Source organism: Chryseobacterium sp. 22458 (genome assembly GCF_052044975.1).
In the GTDB taxonomy this organism is placed as follows: Bacteria; Bacteroidota; Bacteroidia; order Flavobacteriales; family Weeksellaceae; genus Chryseobacterium.
Genome location: NZ_JBQEOA010000003.1, coordinates 711,506 through 732,826 on the forward strand (window position 1 = coordinate 711,506; position 21,321 = coordinate 732,826).

Consider the following 21,321-nt stretch of genomic DNA (forward strand, 5'->3'; position numbering starts at 1 on the left):
TGAGTAATTTTTAGGTATAGTTTTCCAATGTCAGATGAAGCTGATTTCTATAATTGTAAATTTCATCGAGAGTATTCAACAGAACCTTTTCACCTGCTTCTTTTCCGTTATGAAAAGTTTCTAAATATTTATTTGCCGAGTTAAAATGCAACCTGCAAAGAGGTTTTCTATTATTGTCATCCAGCAAAATCCCGAAATAAGATAGTGTATCTCTATAAGCAATTCTCGATGAAGGAATTTTTTCTCTCAGAATCGCTTTTACAATTTGGAAGCCTTCCAGTTCTTCTTCGGTGGTTACGATTTTAGAATCGTTATTTTGATCGATAGGCTGTGATGTTTTTACATCGTCTTCTTTCTTTTCTATTTGTTCATTGATGCTCAGTGCGGATTTTAACCGGAAACTGATTGATTCATTGATAGAAGTAGTCAATGCTTTTTTAGCATATTCCTTGAAAGAAACCATTCTGTTGGCTGTTAAAGGCTTTTCAAAGAAACGGCTCACCAGAAGTTTTACCAGTTCGTCAGACGGGTTTTCAATTTCTTTTTCAAATTCTTTTCTGATGGCTTTGATGTACTTTAATGCCTCTGCAGAATCAAGAATGCTTTCAAGATTGTAATCTTTCTTGGTAAAGTTTTCCAGTATTTTGATAGAGCTGTCTTTTAAATCTTCAATATTAATGGTGAAAAATGGTTTTTCATCCATAATATTGGGCTTCTCCAGGTCTGTATAAAAATTATAAACAATCCCGTTGGTTAGAACCCCGAATCTCGTTTTCGAAACATGATAATACCTGTGAAGCTGCGAGTTGTGGGCATCTGCACTTTCCTTCCAATGTTTACATTCAATAATAAAAATGGGTTCATCATTATTTCTGATTACGTAATCTACTTTTTCTCCTTTCTTTGTTCCGATATCGCAGACATGCTCCGGAACCACTTCTGTAGGATTGAAAATATCATAGCCCAAAATTTGTATAAAAGGCATCACAAAAGCATTTTTTGTGGCTTCTTCTGTTCCGATCTGCTCTTTCAGGCCAATTACCTTTTGATGCAGTTGTTCCAGTTTAATTTTAAGATCCATTGTTTTTAGTTTTTTAAAGTTTCATCAACGATTTCTGCTTCTGGAGCATTTGATTTTACGGAAGCGATACCATTTTCCATTCCGGATTTTGTGGTGTACATTTGGCTGTTTCCGATAATTTCACCATTTCTTGCTTTTAATACGAAATAGTCTTTTCCGTTTTTAGCAAGTCTTCTGTCGTATTTTGAAAGATCCTGGGAATTTACTTTTACGGATTCGATTCCTTTCTGACAGGATGCTTTCTGAACGTATCCTTCGCTGGTTAAAATAATTTCACCATTTCCGGCTTTCAGATTAAACTGATACTCTTTGTTGATTCTCTGTGTGATTACAAATTTTCCCATGATTGTTATTTTTAATTAATCTTACTGAAATTTCTGTTTCATTAAGAATTTGTTGATTAGGTAAAATGAGCTGGATTTTTCCGTAAGGATTTTCTATGATATAAGCTCCGGACCTGCAGTTTTGAAAACGATATTTTAAAGCCTTTAATCCAGAAATAAATCCATCATGCATTGTTTTTTCGTAAACGTGTCTTGAGCAGCTGGTCCTGAAAATACATTTCCGTCTTTTTGATGGAGGAATGACCAGCCAATAGATTTTAATAATAAGAATTAATAGGTTTTTCATTTTCGTTTTTACTAAAAACTACCATCTGATAAGAAGTCATATAACCAGGTTTGACTGTATTTCCAAAACAACCCTCAACAGGTTGTATATAAGTGGATACACTTTCCAGTCTTACATATTCCCAACCATCATTGGTATAAACTTTTATTAAATTATCTAATTGTTCTGCAATATTTTTTGAACTCATATTTTGTTGATTAGCAGTTGCAACAAATGGTATTACTTTGTATTCCATAATTGGTTATTATTTAATATTCCAAAAATATGAGCATTAAATTTTGATCCGTTACGGGTTTCCGTAAAACGGGCAAAAAATAAAAAACCTTTCAAAAAGTTTGAAAGGCTGTGAGTTTTATGAATTGTATTTTATATAATGCCGATATCCTTGCAGAAAGCTACTAACTGTTCATTGCTGTTTATTTCGAGGTCTTCCTTCAGGCTATTTAATCTTTTTTCAATGCTGCTCAAGCTGGAGGGTTTAATATTTCTCTCTTCGAGATGAACAGGAATGTTTTTCTGTAAGACTCCTTTAGAAAGGAGGGAAACAAGGGTGATGTCAAACGTAGAAAATTCATAGCTGTTGAATTTTTTCATATCCTGCTTCAGATCAAAAGACAAATAATTTTCACCAATATATACAGATGCAATGGACTTTTTCAAATCTTTGGAATCGTTTCTGGCTTTCCGGACATATCCGTTGATTTGATAATCTGAAAAAAGGTTCTCTATTATTCCCGTTTTATGTTCTGCCGAAAATACAATGACTTTCAAATTGGGCTGTATCTCTTTTGCTTTTCTGATAAGCTCTTTTCCGTCTTTAAGGTTTTGCTCATGATGATCATCTTCATAGTACAGATCTGTAATCAATAAATCATAAGGGTGTTCTTCCCGTAATGCTTTCTGAATTTTTCCTATGGCATCATCACAGTAATATACATAATCTACCTTAGGAATATTCAGCTCCTCGAGGGTTTTTTGAACAGAAATATTGATGCTTTCATGATCTTCGGCAATTAAAATTTTTTTGAACATGGTTATACGGTTTAATTAAAAAAATTGGTTAAGACCTCAAAAGTATATTCATTTATTATTTCATCATTACGGGTTCACGTAAAAAGAACGAAAAAACAATCTTTTTGCAGAGAAGATCAGATCAGGCCAATATCTTTACAGATTACAATCATCTCAATATTATTTTTTGCACCCAAACTGTCCCGAAGTTCATTCAATCTCTTTTCAATAGATCTGATGCTATATGGCATCATTCGGTGCTCTTTTAAGTAATTGCTTATTTCACTTTGTTTGTATCCTTTAGCAAGAAGCTCAAGCAACTTGATATCATATGCATCAAATTCTGATGAAATATGACGCATTGTATTCAGAACCTCCTGTGGAATTACAATTTCTCCATTAAAAACTTTTCGTATCGTACTTTTCAGGTCTTGCCCGTCACGCCGTGCCTTGGTGACAAAACCGTCCACATGATAAACCTTATAAAGATCGTTAATTTTCTTGGCTTTTTTTTCCACAGAGAACACAACGACTTTTAATCCGGGTTGAACCTTTTTCGCTTCAGAGATAAGTTCCTGTCCGGAACGAAGTTTCTGAGGAATATGGTCTTTTTCAAATGACAAATCAGCAATAAGAAGATCATACGGGTTTTTCCTTTCTAAAGCTATTCTGATCCTGTTTAAAGCTTCATCACAATACGTTACATAATCAAAATCAGGGATCTCTAATTCTTTTATCGTGTTCAGGAGTCCCTGGTTCATTATCTCCTGATCTTCAACGATTAAAACTTTTTTGAACATGGCTGGATGGTTAGGAAACGGGGAATGAAAGATTTACTTTCAGCCCTTTTTCAATTTTCGTGTCAAAAGTAATGGTTCCGTTAATCGTTTCAATACGGGATGCCGCATTACGTAAACCATTTTTATAAACAAGGTCTCCCGAAATTCCTATTCCATTGTCTTTGTACTGAATCTCAACAATGTTGTTTGTTTTTTCAAATTTAACAGCAACATGGCTGGCATGGCTGTGTTTTTTCATATTTACCATCAGCTCACGAACCATTTGGTAAACCTCATCTTTTACTGTAGGAGAAACGGATTGCCAGATCTCAGGGCTGTTTCCTGCGGTAAAAGTTTTTACCATATCATTATTAAAAGAAGCAATAAGCTCTGAGATTACTTTGCTGAACTCTTTTTCTTCACCAATTTTATCATAAGAAATGTCTCTGGATTTTTCGTATACAAATTCCAGTTCGTCAAGTGCTTTATCCCGGTCAAAATCTTTCTGGTTTTCAAGCTTTGTCATCACCTGATAGATGCCATTGGCTACTACATCGTGAACTTTCTTCGACATTTTGAGCTGGTTTTCTTTAATTTTTAGCTCATTCTTTTGTTTCAAGTTTTTCTGCCTTCTTCTATACCAAATAATAATGATGAAAATAACAACAATCAAGGTTCCCATAACAAAACTCTGTTTTAGTATAAGAGCTTCTCCTTTGGCTTTTTGATATTTTAATCTTTGATTTTCAATATTCTTTTTTTCTACATCATACTCAATTAAAGCAAATCTGTTTTTTGCGTCATCTTTTGCGGCAATAATACTATCATTTAAATTCTGGAATTCTTTAAATATTTTTTTACTGTTTGCAGATGAAGAAATTCCCAAAAGTGTACCTAAAGACTCTAATCGGTCGTATGGATTATTTAAAATAAGTGAAAGCCTATATTTAGCATCAGTATGCTGAATCGCTTTCTGTATATTAGTCTCTGAGTAATATTCAGCCAAATGTGAATGCGTAGATATCTGTCCTTTAATATCTTTTGAGTCTATTTTTAATTGTAAAGCTCTTGAAAGTTCTGGTTCAGGATTAAAGTTTTTGTTCTGTAACCATTTAGTATAATTGTAATTATCCAGTATCATTGCATAATCTGTGATAGACTTAATTATACTTTTATCGTTTAAAAGGCTTTTATAAATTTCTATACTTTTTAGATAATCTCTTTTTTTTGCGTAGAGATCTGCAATATTATTTTTAATAATTTTTTCTTGTCCATCAATATTATTGGCTTTTAGAGCCTTTTCATACCATTGTAAAGCTTCCGTATAATGTTTGAGGTTTTTTTGTGCAATCGCCAATGTATTATAAATGGAAGGTAAGTAAGCTGAATCTTTAGGGAGATTCAGAAAACTTAAAGCTTCTATGGCTCTTTCGTTGCTTGTAAAATGATCTCCAATATCATTCAGAATCATGGCTTTGAAAGCTAAACTAGCGGCGGTATCCAGAGAATCTTTATTCTGTTTGTAAATATCTTCAGCTTTTGAAAATAATAAAAAAGCTTGCTGATTATCATTCTTTTTATAATACTGCTTTTCTGCTTCTTTATAAATACTATCAGCTTTTTTTATAGCAATATTTTCAACTGTATTTGATGTTGAACTTTCAGAATAATTACAGTTTATTAAAAGAAAAAGTAGTAAAAATCTTAGATAATACATGTATAATAAATTGAAGCTTAAATATATATAAAAAAGGGCGATTTAATCGCCCTTCTCATATGATTATTTTTTCGGTGGAGGAATATTTCCAGTTTCTCCACTGGTATCACCTTCACTTCCAGTTTCTCCAGTTGATCCTCCCGGATCTGCGGGACTATTTTGAACCTGTACTGTCCCTGGTGTCTGGTTGTTATCAGTTGTTGTTACTGTATTTGCGTTATTATTTGAAAATGCTAGCCCTAGTAGCATTAGAATGAACTGTATCATTGCCTAAAAAGTTTTAAGATTTTTGAAAAATTTTCTTCCTCTCGAGGGTTTAATCCCGAGCAGTACACGATTAAAATTTCGAAGCGCTTCTTAATTTTTTAGGGAAGTGAACCATCAAAAACGGAGGAGAAACATCTGCTTCCCAATCCGGAGTTTTCCTCCGTTTTATCTGGTGATTTTGAAATCAGGTTTTGATTTTAGTTTTATTTTTTCCGTCCTGATTTCTTTTACAAATATCTTGTATATAACCTCAAATATTCAGACAGGCGATGGACAGCTGGATATGTGTAAATGTTTGATTTTTTGCGGTAAACCGTAAATTTTCTGTTAACTTTTTGTCTAATTTGGACAGCAAATAACTAATACCTGAAAAATTATGTATGAGAAGAAAAGATTTTTATTGAAAACTGTATTTGAAACTGCAAAAAATGAGCTTCCTCGTAAGAGCAAATCTTCTGTTTCAAAATATTTAAGTTTACTGTTTGAAGAGCGGTATGGTTTTTCAAGAGATGATAAAACATATAGCCGGTTTTATACCCATTTAATACAAAACAATGAAGATTATAATATTGATGATGATGCTTTATATTATTTGAGTAAGTATATAGGATATGATGATTTTGATGATTTTTGCAATAGGGTGAGTATAGAAGGAGATGGAACAACGACTTTTACTATGAGCTTCAGGGATCTGTCTGATAAAATCCAGCAAATAATTATCACCGTAACACCAACGGTATTATTACAGGACTTTATGAAGAAAAACGGTTTAGGTATTTTAGAAATGACTTTTGTTTTATTCCTTGTTACCGGAGGTGTTGTTTTTTCTAATGGTAAAAACTCTAAACATTTGGGTTTCATATCCGGTTGGGGAACTCCGGCTGTTGATAAAGCTTACATGTACTGGGATAAGGATAGGTATATGGCCACGGATAGCAGCTCTCTTGGCTCTCAGTTTGAAATAGTTCCGATGAATGAATATATGTTTAAATATTTTAAGAAAATTACAAGGCCAGATACACTTACTACTCAGAATGCTATGGGGAAAGTATGGTATGATAAAAGTAATAATAAGGTAGAATTCTTTACCAGCTTTGGTAAACATCCTGAAAATGAAAAAGCATTAAAAGATGTATCAGAAAGAATATTAGAAACCTATGCAGGAGAAAATGCTGAATTGGAAGAACAAGTTTTCCCACAATAATTTTAAATTCAAATTCAATTTTTTTTGCACAAAAAAAAGCGAAGATCTCTCTCCGCTCTATATTATTCTGCATTCAGCATTCCAAGTTCTCCGAAATGCTTTTTAAACTTCTGGATTTTAGGTCCCACAACAGCGCTGCAATATGGCTGGGTTGGGTTCTCGTTATAGTATCCCTGATGATATTGTTCTGCAGGCCAGAATGTATCGAACTTCGTTAATTCTGTCACATAAGTTCCCTGCCATCTTCCTGATTCTTGGGAGGCTTTGATGGCTTCTTCAGCTTTGGCTTTTTCAGCATCGTCTTTATAGTAAATAACGGAGCGGTATTGGGTTCCTATGTCATTGCCCTGTCTGTTCAGCTGGGTAGGATCATGAAGGAAGAAGAATACATCCATCAATTGTTCATAGGAAATAACAGCCGGATCATAAGTGATCTGTACTACTTCAGCATGCCCCGTTTCTCCGGTACATACTTCCTGATAGGTCGGGTTATCTTTATGACCTCCTGAATAGCCTGAAATAGCAGATTGAACGCCTTTCAGCAAATTGAAACAGCTTTCCACACACCAGAAGCATCCGCCTCCGAAGGTGATCTGTTCTAAATTATTGTTGTCCATTTTTGGGTAATTATATTGTTTACAGTATTTTCTTTTGCTCCAAATGTTGCAGAAAATGCTGATCAAAAATAAGAAAAACTTCATGGATTTTACTACGAAGCCAATGAATTGTTTTCATAGATAATACTAATGATGAAAGCTGGTATTGAACTCTTTCTTAGGCCTGAAGAAATGAATAAAATAAATGAGCGCATTTGCAGTGATTACAATGCCTTTCTAACATAAAAAGCTACCTAAACGAGATAGCTTTTGTTATAATCAGTGGTCCAGTTATTTTTCCCAGACTAAAGCACTTGCTCCAAGAATGGCAGCATCAGCTTCGTCCAGTTCACTGAAGACCAGTTTTACTTTATTTCTGAAGATCGGAAGAAGGTTTCTTTCCATATGAAGTTTAGCCGGCTTTAAGATAAAATCTCCCGCCTTGATCACTCCGCCAAATAAAAGAATGGCTTCCGGTGAGGAGAACATCACAAAATTGGCCAATGCTTCACCCAGTTTTTGTCCCGTATATCTGAAAACCTCTTTGGCAATAGGATCATCTTGCATTGCACATTCATACACGGTTTTAGAATTGATTGCGTCTTCCGGATATTGATTCAGCATAGATTCCGGGAACTCTGCTCTCATTTTCTTGGCAGTGATTGTAATTCCTGTAGCAGATGCATAGGCTTCCAGACTTCCTTCAGATCCTGTACTCCAATGTTTTCTTCCGCCCGGTTTTACAATCGTATGTCCCAGTTCTCCGGCAAAACCGTCATGTCCATAGATCAGACTTCCGTTAGCGATAATTCCGCTGCCTACGCCGGTTCCCAGGGTAATCATAATGAAATCTTTCATTCCTCTTGCCGCACCGAAAAGCATTTCTCCCAAAGCGGCAGCATTGGCATCATTGGTTACGGTACAAGGTAGATTAAACTTTGCCGTCATCAGTTCTGCAAAAGGAATTACCCCTTTCCATGGCAGGTTAGGAGCCAGCTCTATGGTTCCTTTGTAATAGTTGGCATTAGGTGCGCCTACTCCTATTCCGTCGAAGTGCTTTTCTGTACCATGTTTTTCCATCAGTGGATATACATGTTCATATAGAGCATCGATGAAATCTTCTACTCTGTCATAGGCATCTGTTTTAAGATTACCTTTATCCAGAACTTCTCCACGGTGGTTTACAATTCCGAACTTTGTGTTGGTTCCGCCGATGTCAACTCCAAGGGCAACTTGTTTTGATAAATCTATTAATGACATTCTATTATTAAATTCTAAGGTCTAAAATTATAAAAAAGATTGTATTAATGGATTATTAACTGAGTTTTATTTAAGGTTTAAGCTGTTTTTACCGCTTTTTTCTTTCTTCGTCCCCACCAGATCATAAACCCGGTTACCGGAAGAGAAGCACAGATAAGACTTACTGTAAAAGCAATGATCTTGGTAGGAAGTCCTAAAATAGCCCCTACGTGAATGTCATAATTGGCATTGACTACTTTTTCTCCGAAATTTTTGTCTTTCGGATCATGCGTATGAAGCAGGTCTCCTGAATTTTCATCAAAAATAAGGCTGCTGCTCTTGTGATAAGAATAGGTAAGGTGCTTTACATAAACCTCAAAGTTGGGATGTTCATGATCATCCATATGCTCATGTCCAAGGTCGATTGCGAAACCGTAAGAATCCGGGTATTTTTCTTTGACAGTATTGATGATTTTATCAAGAGTTCCTTCTGTTCTCAGTTCTACAGGAGCTTTTGTCTTGATGTGGGAGAAGTCAGGGTATTTGGTTTCTCCGCCTGAAAAGATCACATAGATCATTGCCTGCACCACAAAAAAAGCATAGAAAAGTCCTGTAATAGAAAAGATCAGTGCAAAAATGGACGCATAAAAGCCTAAGACATTATGAAGATCGTAGTTCTTTCTTTTCCAGCTTTTTACATTCTTCCACTTAAAAGAAAAACGCTGTTTCCTTGCTGCTTTGTTCTTAGGCCACCATAAAACGATTCCTGTTATCAGCATGATCACAAAAATGATCACCGGTATTCCCACTACATAAGTTCCCCAGTCCTGTTTCAGAAGAAAGCTCCAGTGGATCATTTTTACAATATTGAAAAAGCCGTTCTTTTCATCATAAACCCTCAGAACTTTTCCGGTATATGGATTTACATAAGCCTGTTTATAAACCGGAAATTCATCAAAGTAGTTCCATGCTTTTGTATTGTGCTCATACCAGAAGAACATATAAGACATTTTCTTATCAATAGGGATATTGACCCAATGGATGGGATATTTTTCCTTTACCTGATCCGCAACCGCTTTCTCCATCACTCTGATAGGAAGGATCTGCTTTTGCTCAATATTCTGTTCATTATGGTAAATGACGTCTTTCCGGGTGAAGTTTTCTACCTCATCTTTAAAGACATACAGTGCACCGGTAATGGAAATAATAAAGATCAGAAATCCAATTCCCAACCCAAACCACAGGTGGAGCCTGGCAGACCACTTTTTAAAGAAACCCGGCTTTTTTTTATGATGATGCTTTTTCTTCATAGTACAATAGACAGTTGAGCAAAGATATGCTATAATTCTTATTTAGTTTAATTAAAATTTATATTCAATCATGAATGTACCTCTCAAGCCTGCAGAATTGGTGAAATCACTGTCTCTTGCTGCCCACCATGCAATGGCAGGTTGATATTGCCTGTTCAGAAGATTCTCGATGCCTAAAGAGATTTTCCAGTTACGGTTGACCTCATAGCCTGATTTAAAATTGAAAACGGTATAATCCGGTACAAAGCCTTCTCCATATGCAAATACTCCTTTAGCATTCGGAGTAAAACGATCCTGTTGGAAAGAATGAAGCATATCAAAGCCAATAGATAATGTAGGTATTGGTTTTCCCTGGATATACGCCAGTACTTTAGGCGCTGAGATCCTGCTGTTGTTGATCTTCGAAGAGTAGTCGCCATCATCCTTCGGAGAGGTGATCCCTTCCATCCAGCTATAGCTTCCCCCGAACTGTAGCCATTTTGCAGGGGTGAAATGCAGGAATCCTTCTATACCATACACAATTTCCGGAGACCTCTGGATCATTAATGCCCTGTCTGCACTTTGAACGAATGTTGCCCCAAGTTTGGATGTACTTACATAAGAAGTCAATTCATAATGAAGCCAGTTGGAAAGCTGTCCTGTAGCGCCTAATTCGTAGTTGTTGACAATGATTGGTTTTGTTTCAAGGCTTTTAATGGTTTCAGATGTTGAGGTTCTTAAGATCCTTCCGAGCTCATTGATGGAGTAGGCCTGTGAGAAACTTGCAAAAAGATTGATGTATGGCTCGATATTATAACGGATCCCTATATTTCCTACTAAAGCATTATAACTTAGTTTTCCTCCTTCTACCGGAATACTCTTCGTAAATGTACCGTCATTTTTAATGACAGAAAGCGTATTGAAATCATCTACATTGACTCTGATATTTTCATAGCGAAGTCCTCCTTTGATGGTCAGCTTTTTAAAAAGATCAATTTTTGCCAGTACAAACGGAGCGATATTGGTCATACTCATATTGGGTGTCCAGAACCGGCCGTCTTCCAGTTTCTGTACAGTCTGATCATTCAGGATATCTGCTCCGTAGATAATTTCTCCCTGCGAATTTTGGGAATTCCACAATTGGGTATCAAAATTGAAGCGGGCTCCCACTTTTTTGGAAAGAACATTGGATTGACCGCCATTAAAGAACGTATCACTGTATCCGTAAACGGTTTTAAAATCCTGATAATAAAGATTGATGTTTAATGAAGTTCCTGCAAACAGGTTCTTATTGTCATAGCTTACTCTGATATTATGATTCTTTGGTGTCCCTTGCGGTGTTGTTTCAAGACTTTTTCCTTCTCCTTCTCCAATCGTAGGTTTAATGCCGTATTTTCCGGTGCTTAAACCGACATTAAGATCTGATCTGGAAGAATATCCGATATAGGAAGCTTCAATTCTTTGATTGTCATTGATGTCATAGCCCAATTTCAGCATCCCGTTGTAATTATCCATACGGGCTGTACTGTAAGTAGGACTTAGCAATACTCCGTCTGCATCTTTCATATAGCCGGTTCTTTCATAAGCTAATGAAAGGGTGTAATCGAATTTTTTGATTTTTCCCGATAAAAGCTGGCTTGCTCTTACGCCTAAAGTGCCGCCGTAAAGCTGTCCTGTAAGACCTATCTGTGAAATTCCGGAGATTTTTTTATCTGTTTTATTTCTCTTTGTAATATAATTGATGATCCCTCCGTCTGCCCCGTTTCCGTAGATGGCAGAAGCTCCTTTGATTACCTCAATCCTTTCAATGGCTGAAGGATCAATAACCCTTAGATCTCTTGCCCCGTTTCTAAGCGGAGTAGATTGCGGAATACCATCAACAAGTACCAGCACCTGGCGTCCTCTCAAGGTCTGTCCTGTATTGGAAGTCTGTCCGGAATTAGTTCCTAAACTGGGTACCGTATACTGCAGGATGCTTGTGATATCAGAATTCACCGTCAGCTGAGACTGAATCTGTTTTTCTGCTACAATAGTAACAGAGCTTGGAACCTCTTTGATATTTTCCTTTTTCCTTGAGGCTGTCATCACGATTTCCTCGACATTTTTGGTTTGTAAACTATCTTTAACCTGTGCAAAAACGGTAGTGGTTCCCAGGCAGGCAGCTGATAAAAGCGCTTTTTTCATTATATTTTCTTTCCTTGTTTCTTTCTTTTTCCCCACCAGATCAAAAATCCGGTTACCGGGAGTGAGGTGCAGATGAGGCCGGCTATAAACCAGATGATTTTTCCAAACAGCCCAAAGTAGGAGCCGGTATGGATATCATAATTGGCATTTGCATATTTTTCTGCGTTGTTCAGTTTTTGATGAGGTTTATGGGCTAATAGTTTTCCTGAGTATTTATCAAAAGTTAAAAGATTTCTTTCGCTGAATCTTCCTTCCTGTCCGTAAATGGTTACCGGAAGGTTTTTAAGGTCTTTTCCCTTTTTATTCTTTCCGTTTAAAGAAATTCTGAAGCTTGATGAACCGGCATACAGCTTCCTGGTTTGAAGGGCAGCAATATCAAACACTTCATTATTCTTTGCCAACATGGAATCCGGAGATTTGATCTCTTTTTCTTTTGGAAGATCCACTGATCCCGATAAGGCTAGATTGAATGTGTTTTTTACATAAGGATAAGCAAAGTAAATCCCGGTAATGCTCATCAATAATGCAATGAATGAAGCATAAAACCCAAGTACATTATGAAGATCATAGTTCTTGCGCTTCCAGCCTTTTACATTTTCCCAGTTGAACCGGAAGCGGCCTTTTCTTGCATTTTTATTTTTAGGCCACCACAGAATAATCCCTGTGATCAGCATACAAATGAAAAGCACGGTCGGAATTCCCACCACATATTTTCCCCAGTCAGAATTGAGCAGAAGTCCCCAATGGATGTATTTTAAAATATTGAAGAAATCATATTTCTCGTTATATACGGCAAGAATTCCCCCGGTATACTGATTGACGTAGACCTGTTTGTTGATGAGAACCTCCTGAAAATAATTCCAGCCCTTTTTATTTTTTTCATAATACAGAAAACGGTAGGATTTATTTTTATCTAGAGGGATTTCTACGGAAGTCAGCGGATATTTTTCATTAAGTTCCAGGGTTACCTTTTCCCGGAGAAGCCCAATGGATAAAGGGTTTTTACCGGAATCTTCACTTTTTACATAGATGGCTTCCTTACGGAGACTGTTCTGTACTTCATCTTTAAAAACATATAAAGTCCCCGTAAGAGAGACTATGAAAACGATAATACCAACAGATAAGCCCAACCACAAATGCAGTTTGGCAGACCATTTCTTTGCTGGAGAAACTTTCTTTTTATGATGATGTTTCTTTTTCATAGAAAAAGTTAACCCCTGAGGGGCTAACCTGTATTTTTAGAATTTATATCCGATTGATATTCTGAAATTTCGTGGTGCATCTGCCTGATAATAATAGTAACCGGCGTAAGGTGCTCCTGAGTATAAATACCTGTTGAAGATATTAAACACATTGAAGTTCACTCTGAATTTTGAATTTTCCCATGAAGCTCCTGCATCAAATTTTACATAATCAGCCATTTGCTGAGTATTTGAGCTTCCCCAGCCCCAGCTGCTTCTGTCTGCCATATACGTTCCTCCGAAACTCAATCCGAAACCTTCAAGGATATTATTGCTGAAGGTATAGTTTAGCCAGCCGTTTGCAGTGTGCTTCGCATATCCGGGAACACGGTCTCCTTTTTTGCTTGCCGCTGTTGTTTCTGTAAACTTATTCTCTGTAAAGGCATAATTAAAAATAGCATTGAAGCCTTTTACAATTTCTCCTTTAAGATCAAATTCTACTCCCTGTACTCTTGTCTTTCCAAGAAGAATGGAATATTTTCCGTTAGGATTATTCGTAAGATCTGGGTCTCCGGTAATCTCGTTGTTCTTGTTAATATTATATAACGAGAGGGTAGTATTCCATTTTCCGGCAAACCAGTCTTTCTTAAATCCTATTTCAATGTTATTTCCGGTTAATGGAGATGCCGTTGTTCCATCTCTGAATAAACCTGCCTGAGGTACGAATGACTGATCGTATAGTGCATATGCAGACATATTTTCATCTATAGAATAGCTCAGTCCGATTCGTGGGGTAATTCTGTTGGCTTCAGCTTTCGTTCCGTAGTTTACTTCTTTTACGTTGGTATAACGAGCGGCCAAAGTAAGCCTTAGTGCATCATCAAAGAAACCCAGTTCATCCTGTAAATATAAACCGGTATATCTCTGGTCAATAGTACTTCCTGCTCCGGCTCTTACAGAAAGAGGAGTTGATTTATTAAAGGGCTTATAAGCTTCCGTATTATTAGGTCCGTAATATTTGCCTTCGCCGTTGATATCATAATTGTTGGTGTCTATATTATACCAGTAATTGTGATCAGCTACATTGTTATTGACAGCGTCAAAATCTCCGTTGGCATTAAATTTATCCAGATTATATCCCTGAGACCAGTCTGCCATATATTTTTTGCTTCCAAGATCAAGTCCTGCTAAAATTTTATGAGAAACAGTTCCTGTCTTCACAAGACCGTTCAGGAACACCTGCCCGAATTTCATTGTATTGTCTGCCTCCCAATAGTTTAATCGGCGAATCATATGATTTCCCTCAAACATACTTGGCCAAAGATCACTTCCCATAGTATATTCATTCACATACGTTAACTGAGATGTTAATTTCCAGTTTTCATTAAACTTATGCTGTACATTAACATTAATCGTATTGTTGTCAACTTTTGTCGGATCAAGACCCGGATCAGTAAGGGTATATCCTACAGGCTTTGCCCTGTACCCCTGAAAACTGAATACATAGGCTGAACCTACTTCAGACATTTTTGCCTTTTGGTAGATATATTCGGCTGTAAGAGTGGTTTTATCACTAAGATTTACTTTGATAGACGGGTTGATAATGTATCTGTCATTGAATTCATAGTCTCTGAAGCTGTTTTTGTTCTGAGCCATTAAATTTAATCTGAAAGCAACTTTGTCAGTAATTTTTGTATCAACGTCTGCTTCTCCTCTATACATATTGAAACTGCCGAGCGTAACCCTTGCTGTACCGTTGAAAGCCTTTCCTGTAGGTTTTTTGGTAACGATATTGTAAATACCGCTTGGTTCACCGTTTGACATTAAGAATCCTGACGGCCCTTTGATAAATTCAATATGATCTACATAGCTCATATCTTCGCTTAGAGGTCCCCAGCTTGAAGTTACATTTACTCCATTCATAAAAGCAGCAGCTCTGGCTCCCCTCATATTGACCCTGGTATACATATCTCCCCAGTGCTCCAGCCTCTGAGCTCCGGCAACGTTTCTTAAAACACCGTCGCTTAAAGTAGTTACCTGCTGGTCTTCCAATGCTTTATTGGTGATAATTGAGATATTCTGAGGTATTTTAATAAGTGCCTCATCCAGACGAAGAGAGGATGATCCCTGTTTTTCTACATATTTCTTGTAATATCTTCCGTTAACAACTACTTCTTCAATATCGTTGGATTTGATGGTGTCTTTTTTTTCCTGTGCAAAACTTAACATGGAAGTTAATAATGCCGCTCCTATTGTTATTCTCTTCATTGTTTAAAGGGGAGTAATTTATTCTAACAGTTTAAAATTTATAAGTAAAGCTTCCTAATACGTTGGCAAGAGCCTGAGCATTGGCAGTTGTATATCCGCTCCAGTAGTGTTCGTTGGTAAAGTTGTCTACTTTAACTCCGACTCTGAATTTTTTAGTGTCGTAAAATGCGTTGGCATTCAGTACCAAATATTTTGGAAGGATGAAAGTACCCATCGTTGTAGAGTTCACGATCTTATTGTCGCTCGCATAGTTTCCTCCAACTCCGAATCCAAGCCCTTTTAAATTTCCGTCAAGGAACTGGTAACTTGCATTGAAATTAACCAACCATGGAGATGATGCAGTAGCAGGTCTTCTTCCCATTACTGTTTCATCAGCTTCCGTATATTTCATATCATTGTAGCTTACTCCGGCAATAACGGAGAATCCTTTGATCAGGTAAGCATTTGCTTCCAATTCTACTCCCTGGCTTCTTAATAAACCAGCCTGATTTTGTACAGCCTGTCCTGTTCCTGTCATCTCACCGGTATTCAGGAGGGTATTTTTAACCTGAATATTATAGTAACTTAAAGTTGTAGTAACTCTTCCTTTGATAAGGTTTGTTTTGAAACCTCCTTCAAACTGATTGGCTCTTTCTGGTGTTGAAAGGGTTATACCTCCTGTTTTATCGGAGGTATAATATCCATTTACTGAAAAACTATTCTGGAAGTTTCCGAAAACGGATAATTTATCAGGAAGAATCTGGTAAACAACACCAAATTTTGGTGACCATGCTCCCTGGCTAAAAGAATCAGTAAGTTTTTGTCCGGTTTGTCCTCCTTTGAAATTTACACTTTCGTATCGTACAGAAGTAAGAATATTAAGCCCTTCTACCGGAGTGATCACGTTGGAGATATAACCACTGTAAATATCTCTTTTTCCTTTGCTTATATAAGTGTTGTTTTTCTCAAAATCAGACCCGCTTTGTAGTGCTGTGTATTTTGCTCCCAAGGTCTGACCGTTCATATTGGAATAATCTGTGGCATTAAATGGAACCCAGTCAAAATCTGTAAACAGAAAATACTGGTTGTCATTCATTCTCATATAATCGAAACCGGCAACCGTTCTGTTTCTTACATTTCCGATATTGAAATCAAAATTGAAGTTCTGCTGAAGCTGGAAATATGTTCTTTTGCTGTCTTTGGTAGACTGGTCAGCTCTTGCTACCCCAATTTCTGAACTGTTTGCAGGGTTTGGAGCAAAATAGAAATAGGGGTTAAACCCGTCTGAGTAAGAATAAGAAGTACTTACATTCGTAGAGGATTTGATATGCTCATTAATCTTATAGTTCACCTGTCCAAAGATGTTTCTTGCCCTACCAACAGTTTTAAGACCTTCGCCCATGTAAGACTGTTTATAGTTATAACCTAATTTCTCCAGTTTATCCATGCTGTCTGCACCAAGTTGTGAGCTCGGGAAATAAAAGAAAAATGCGGTTTCAGGATATGAATTGGTTTCAAACATTTCCAGCTCAGCATTAATCTCTAAATTATCTGTAGGGCGGTAAGTAAGGGATGGCGTGAAAGCATAGAAAGAGTTCTTTGCATTCGTTCTCTGGAAAGTCCCCTGGTTGGTATAGGCTGTATTTAGTCTGAATAATAATTTTTTATCTTTCGTAAGCGGAGCATTCACATCTGCCTGCACTCTGTAGTAGTTATAGCTTCCACCTGCCAGAGAAACAGCACCTGCAAAAGTTTCAAAGGGTTTTTTAGTCACTCTGTTCACAACTCCTCCATAAGAGGTTACATTACTTCCGAATAAAGTAGCAGAAGGCCCTTTTAAAACTTCAATTCTCTCTACATTAATAGCATCCATAGAAGTTGTAATAGGTGCTACCATACCATTTCTGATAGAGTTTCCCGCTACAAAACCTCTTAAGTTAAGATAAATACCTCCATCTCCGGCTCTGTTGGTTGCACTCCACATTTTCTGGGCACCAGCAACGTTTCTGAACGCATCATCTACGGTAAATAATAATTGGTTTTCCAGAACTCCTTTATCAATGGAAGAGTATACCTGAGGATCCTCTATAGCCTTCAAAGGCATCTTGTTAGAATATTCACTGTCTTTCTTTACATATGTATTGATGATTACCTCGTCAATGCTTTTTGTGGTTAATGAATCTTTTTTTTGGGCAGAAACCAGCATTGTTCCCAGTGCGGAAGCACAGATCAGTACATTTTTCATGAAAGTCAAATTTTCTGCAAATATATTATTTTTAACTGTTCTAAATAAATAATGAGATTGATATTTATCATAAAATTATTATATACTGAATAACAAAAAACCGCTATGGCCAATGCCAGAGCGGTTTTTGTATGATTTTATTAAATTTTTCTTAAGCCGGAATTTCTCCTTTATATAAGAAAGAAATAATTTCTTTGTTTAATTTATCGATCATTTCACTGAATAAGTGGAAAGATTCCTGCTTGTAAATTACCAATGGATCTTTCTGCTCGTAAACAGCTCCTTGTGATGATCTTCTCAAGTCGTCCATTTCACGAAGGTGAAGCTTCCAGTTTTCATCGATGATAGATAAAGTGATATTCTTTTCAAAATCGTTCACTAAGCTTTCACACTGAGTATCGTAAGCCTCTTTAAGATCAGCTACAATCGTCATTGTTTTGTGCCCGTCTGTGAAAGGAACCTGGATCATTTTGAACATTGAACCCTGGTTCTGATATACATTCTCAATGATTGGGAATGATTTTTCTTTCAACAGGTTCAGTTTCATCTGATAATCTTCCTGAGCTGCTTTGAACAAGATATTCGTCAGATCCTGAACGCTTTTATTATTAAAATCATTTTGAGAAACCGGAGATTCCATGGTAAATGTTTTAATGATTTCGTATTCAAAATCTTTATAATTCCCCGTAGCTTTTCCTTTTGCAACGATAGAATTGGCAACATCAAAGATCATATTTGTGATGTCATATTTCAAGTGGTCTCCGAATAGAGCATTCTTTCTTCTCTTATAGATAACGTCACGCTGCTTGTTCATTACATCATCATACTCAAGAAGTCTCTTTCTTGTTCCGAAGTTATTTTCTTCCACTTTTTTCTGTGCTCTTTCGATAGATTTGCTGATCATAGAGTGCTGAATCACTTCACCTTCTTTATGACCCATTCTGTCCATCATCTTCGCAATTCTTTCAGAACCGAATAAACGCATCAGGTTATCTTCAAGAGATACATAAAACTGAGAACTTCCCGGATCTCCCTGACGTCCCGCTCTACCTCTCAACTGTCTGTCAACACGTCTTGAATCATGTCTTTCAGTACCGATGATCGCTAAACCTCCTGCATCTTTTACTTCTTTAGAAAGCTTAATGTCGGTACCACGACCTGCCATGTTGGTTGCAATGGTTACAACTCCCGGCTGTCCTGCTCCGGCAACAATTTCCGCTTCTTTTTTGTGAAGCTTCGCATTCAGTACCTGGTGTGGAATTTTTCTTAATTGAAGGGCCTTAGAAAGTAACTGAGAGATTTCAACTGAAGTTGTACCTACCAATACAGGTCTTCCTGCTGCTGTTAATTTTTCAACCTCTTCAATTACGGCGTTATATTTTTCACGGTTAGTTTTGTAAACTAAATCCTGTCTGTCATGTCTTAAGATTGGACGGTTGGTAGGAATTACCACAACATCCAGTTTGTAGATCTCCCAAAGCTCACCCGCTTCTGTTTCTGCTGTACCGGTCATCCCCGCAAGCTTGTTGTACATACGGAAGTAGTTCTGAAGCGTGATGGTTGCAAAAGTTTGAGTAGCTGCCTCAATTTTTACATTCTCTTTCGCTTCGATCGCCTGGTGAAGACCGTCGGAATAACGGCGTCCCTCCATGATACGACCTGTCTGCTCATCAACGATTTTTACTTCACCATCAATTACCACGTATTCATCATCTTTTTCAAACAATGTGTAAGCTTTCAATAGCTGGCTCATGGTGTGTACACGCTCGGATTTCTCAGCAAAATCTGCGAAAAGTCTTTCTTTAGCCTCAAACTCATCTTCTTTAGATAAATTTTTAGCCTCCACTTCAGCAATCTCAGTTCCGATATCCGGAAGTACGAAGAAGTTAGGATCAGAATTCCCCTGAGACATGTATTCAACACCTTTGTCTGTAAGGTCTACCTGATTGTTTTTTTCCTCGATGACGAAGTAAAGATCTTTATCTACGATCGGCATATCACGGTTGTTGTCCTGCATGTATTGTGCCTCCACTTTCTGAAGCAATGCTCTGTTTCCGCTTTCCGATAAGAATTTGATTAACTGTCTGTTTTTTGGAAGACCTCTGTAGGCCTGAAGTAATTTGAATCCACCTTCTTTTGTATTTCCAGCAGCGATTAATTTTTTCGCTTCGTTGAAAATAGCAGAAACGGTTTTCTTTTGTACTTCAACAATTCTGTCGATAGAAGGCTTCAGAACATCAAACTCCTGTCTGTCTCCCTGAGGAACCGGACCGGAAATGATCAATGGTGTTCTTGCATCATCTACCAATACAGAATCCACCTCATCCACAATAGCAAAGTTCAGTTCTCTTTGTACCAATTCTGAAGGTGAAGTCACCATGTTATCTCTCAGATAATCGAAACCAAACTCGTTGTTCGTTCCGTAAGTAATATCCGAGTTGTATGCTTTTCTTCTTCCGTCTGAGTTCGGCTGGTGGTTATCGATACAATCGATAGACATTCCGTGGAACTGATAAAGAGGTCCCATCCAAGCGGAGTCTCTTTTTGCAAGATAGTCGTTCACGGTTACAACGTGTACCCCTCTTTCAGGAAGTGAATTTAAATAAATAGGTAATGTTCCTACCAGGGTTTTACCTTCACCGGTTGCCATCTCGGCAATTTTACCACTGTGAAGAATAATCCCTCCAATAAACTGAACATCATAGTGGACCATATCCCAAACTACTGGAGTTCCGGCAGCGTCCCATGAGTTTTTCCAAACAGCCTGGTCTCCCTGAATGCTTACAAAATCTTTTCCTGCAGCAGCTAATTCTCTGTCCCATTCAGTAGCTGTTACACGGATTTCTCCGTTCTGCGCCCATCTTCTTGCTGTTTCTTTGATCAATGCAAAGGCTTCAGGAAGAACTTGTACCAGAACTTTCTCTTCGATTTCGTAGGATTCTTTCTTTAAAGACTCAATTTTTGAGAAAAGAGCTTCTTTCTCGTCAACATTGGTTGAATTTTTTATCTGCTCTTTAATCTGTTCTATTTGAGCTGTGATCTTGCTGGTAGCATCTTTAATACTTGCTTTAAACTCAGCAGTTTTTTGTCTCAAACCATCATCCGACAATTGTTGGATGTTAGGTTCTACAGCTTTGATTTTTGTTACAACTTTTTTTACTTCTTTTAGGTCCTGCGCTTTTTTGTCTCCCAAAAACCCTTTAAGAACTTTGTTTAAAAAACTCATAAATTTTTTGCTTTATGCTTAATGCAAAATGCTTTAAGCGTTTTAAATAACACGCTTATCGTGTAAATTAATATATAAAAAAGGGCAAAAAAGCTCTAAGCACGCAGCCTAAAGCTTATCGCTTTATTAATATTCGTCCTCGTTCCAAAGGAAGTCCTCGTCGGTAGGATAGTCACTCCACACTTCCTCAATAGATTCATAAATTTCTCCTTCATCTTCAATTGCCTGAAGGTTTTCCACTACTTCCATAGGTGCACCAGTTCTGATTGCGTAGTCAATAAGCTCTGCTTTTGTCATTGGCCAAGGTGCGTCACTTAGATATGAAGCTAATTCTAATGTCCAGTACATAATTTTCTAATTTTTTGCAAAAGTATAAAAATAGGTTGTATAATAAACTTTTTTATACTTGATTTTCAATTCTTTTT

General features: G+C 37.1%; 18 protein-coding genes. 1 reads left to right on the top strand and 17 read right to left on the bottom strand.

The window, feature by feature from the left end; genetic code table 11:
- Nucleotides 1-10: 10 nt before the first annotated feature.
- From ACTJJF_RS14215 to ACTJJF_RS14250, 8 genes are all read right to left on the bottom strand, one after another.
- On the bottom strand, nt 11-1,081 hold the full coding sequence (locus ACTJJF_RS14215) for a type I restriction endonuclease (protein ID WP_440700063.1): 1,071 nt from the start codon (nt 1,079-1,081) through the stop codon (nt 11-13).
- A gap of 5 nt (nt 1,082-1,086) precedes the next feature.
- The gene (locus ACTJJF_RS14220; RefSeq protein ID WP_312297670.1) at nt 1,087-1,425 is read right to left on the bottom strand and encodes a YegP family protein; all 339 of its coding nucleotides are present in this window, start codon (nt 1,423-1,425) and stop codon (nt 1,087-1,089) included.
- Nucleotides 1,376-1,711 carry a membrane protein insertion efficiency factor YidD gene (gene yidD / locus ACTJJF_RS14225; protein WP_312297671.1) on the bottom strand — a complete coding sequence of 112 codons (336 nt, stop codon included), beginning with the start codon at nt 1,709-1,711 and terminating at the stop codon, nt 1,376-1,378. The genes ACTJJF_RS14220 and yidD overlap by 50 nt, the downstream gene beginning before the upstream one ends.
- A complete protein-coding gene (locus ACTJJF_RS14230; protein ID WP_312297672.1) occupies nt 1,683-1,946 on the bottom strand; it encodes a hypothetical protein in 264 nt (87 codons plus the stop codon). Before ACTJJF_RS14230 ends, yidD begins: the two co-directional genes overlap by 29 nt.
- Before the next feature lie 131 nt (nt 1,947-2,077).
- Complete coding sequence (locus ACTJJF_RS14235) at nt 2,078-2,743, bottom strand: response regulator (protein WP_312297674.1); 666 nt, start codon at nt 2,741-2,743, stop codon at nt 2,078-2,080.
- Nucleotides 2,744-2,859: 116 nt separating this feature from the next.
- Entirely contained in the window at nt 2,860-3,522 is a 663-nt protein-coding gene (locus ACTJJF_RS14240; RefSeq protein ID WP_312297675.1) for a DUF5932 domain-containing protein, read from the bottom strand.
- Between the two features lie 10 nt (nt 3,523-3,532).
- Nucleotides 3,533-5,218 (bottom strand): tetratricopeptide repeat-containing sensor histidine kinase, encoded by a 1,686-nt coding sequence (locus ACTJJF_RS14245; RefSeq protein ID WP_312297676.1) that lies wholly within the window; start codon nt 5,216-5,218, stop codon nt 3,533-3,535.
- Nucleotides 5,219-5,281: 63 nt separating this feature from the next.
- Nucleotides 5,282-5,485 carry a hypothetical protein gene (locus ACTJJF_RS14250; RefSeq protein WP_440700064.1) on the bottom strand — a complete coding sequence of 68 codons (204 nt, stop codon included), beginning with the start codon at nt 5,483-5,485 and terminating at the stop codon, nt 5,282-5,284.
- 400 nt (nt 5,486-5,885) lie between these two features.
- Here ACTJJF_RS14250 and ACTJJF_RS14255 point away from each other — a divergent pair, with 400 nt between their 5' ends.
- A complete protein-coding gene (locus tag ACTJJF_RS14255; RefSeq protein WP_312297678.1) occupies nt 5,886-6,689 on the top strand; it encodes a hypothetical protein in 804 nt (267 codons plus the stop codon).
- 62 nt (nt 6,690-6,751) lie between these two features.
- Here the strand turns inward: ACTJJF_RS14255 and msrA are convergent, their stop codons facing one another.
- From msrA to ACTJJF_RS14300, 9 genes are all read right to left on the bottom strand, one after another.
- A complete protein-coding gene (gene msrA, locus ACTJJF_RS14260; RefSeq protein WP_440700065.1) occupies nt 6,752-7,306 on the bottom strand; it encodes a peptide-methionine (S)-S-oxide reductase MsrA in 555 nt (184 codons plus the stop codon).
- A gap of 270 nt (nt 7,307-7,576) precedes the next feature.
- Nucleotides 7,577-8,545, bottom strand: a complete 969-nt coding sequence (locus ACTJJF_RS14265; RefSeq protein WP_312297680.1) for an ROK family protein — start codon at nt 8,543-8,545, stop codon at nt 7,577-7,579.
- A gap of 77 nt (nt 8,546-8,622) precedes the next feature.
- A complete protein-coding gene (locus ACTJJF_RS14270) occupies nt 8,623-9,834 on the bottom strand; it encodes a PepSY-associated TM helix domain-containing protein (protein WP_440700066.1) in 1,212 nt (403 codons plus the stop codon).
- A 51-nt stretch (nt 9,835-9,885) separates the two neighbouring features.
- The gene (locus ACTJJF_RS14275) at nt 9,886-11,997 is read right to left on the bottom strand and encodes a TonB-dependent receptor (RefSeq protein ID WP_440700067.1); all 2,112 of its coding nucleotides are present in this window, start codon (nt 11,995-11,997) and stop codon (nt 9,886-9,888) included.
- Nucleotides 11,997-13,199 (bottom strand): PepSY-associated TM helix domain-containing protein, encoded by a 1,203-nt coding sequence (locus ACTJJF_RS14280; protein ID WP_440700068.1) that lies wholly within the window; start codon nt 13,197-13,199, stop codon nt 11,997-11,999. The genes ACTJJF_RS14275 and ACTJJF_RS14280 overlap by 1 nt, the downstream gene beginning before the upstream one ends.
- Nucleotides 13,200-13,235: 36 nt before the next feature.
- On the bottom strand, nt 13,236-15,446 hold the full coding sequence (locus ACTJJF_RS14285) for a TonB-dependent siderophore receptor (protein ID WP_440700069.1): 2,211 nt from the start codon (nt 15,444-15,446) through the stop codon (nt 13,236-13,238).
- Between the two features lie 31 nt (nt 15,447-15,477).
- Nucleotides 15,478-17,670, bottom strand: coding sequence for a TonB-dependent siderophore receptor (locus ACTJJF_RS14290; RefSeq protein ID WP_440700070.1), 2,193 nt, complete (start codon nt 17,668-17,670; stop codon nt 15,478-15,480).
- Between the two features lie 151 nt (nt 17,671-17,821).
- Nucleotides 17,822-20,896, bottom strand: coding sequence for a preprotein translocase subunit SecA (gene secA / locus ACTJJF_RS14295; protein WP_312297686.1), 3,075 nt, complete (start codon nt 20,894-20,896; stop codon nt 17,822-17,824).
- A 126-nt stretch (nt 20,897-21,022) separates the two neighbouring features.
- The gene (locus ACTJJF_RS14300) at nt 21,023-21,244 is read right to left on the bottom strand and encodes a DUF2795 domain-containing protein (protein ID WP_002662059.1); all 222 of its coding nucleotides are present in this window, start codon (nt 21,242-21,244) and stop codon (nt 21,023-21,025) included.
- Nucleotides 21,245-21,321 lie beyond the last annotated feature (77 nt).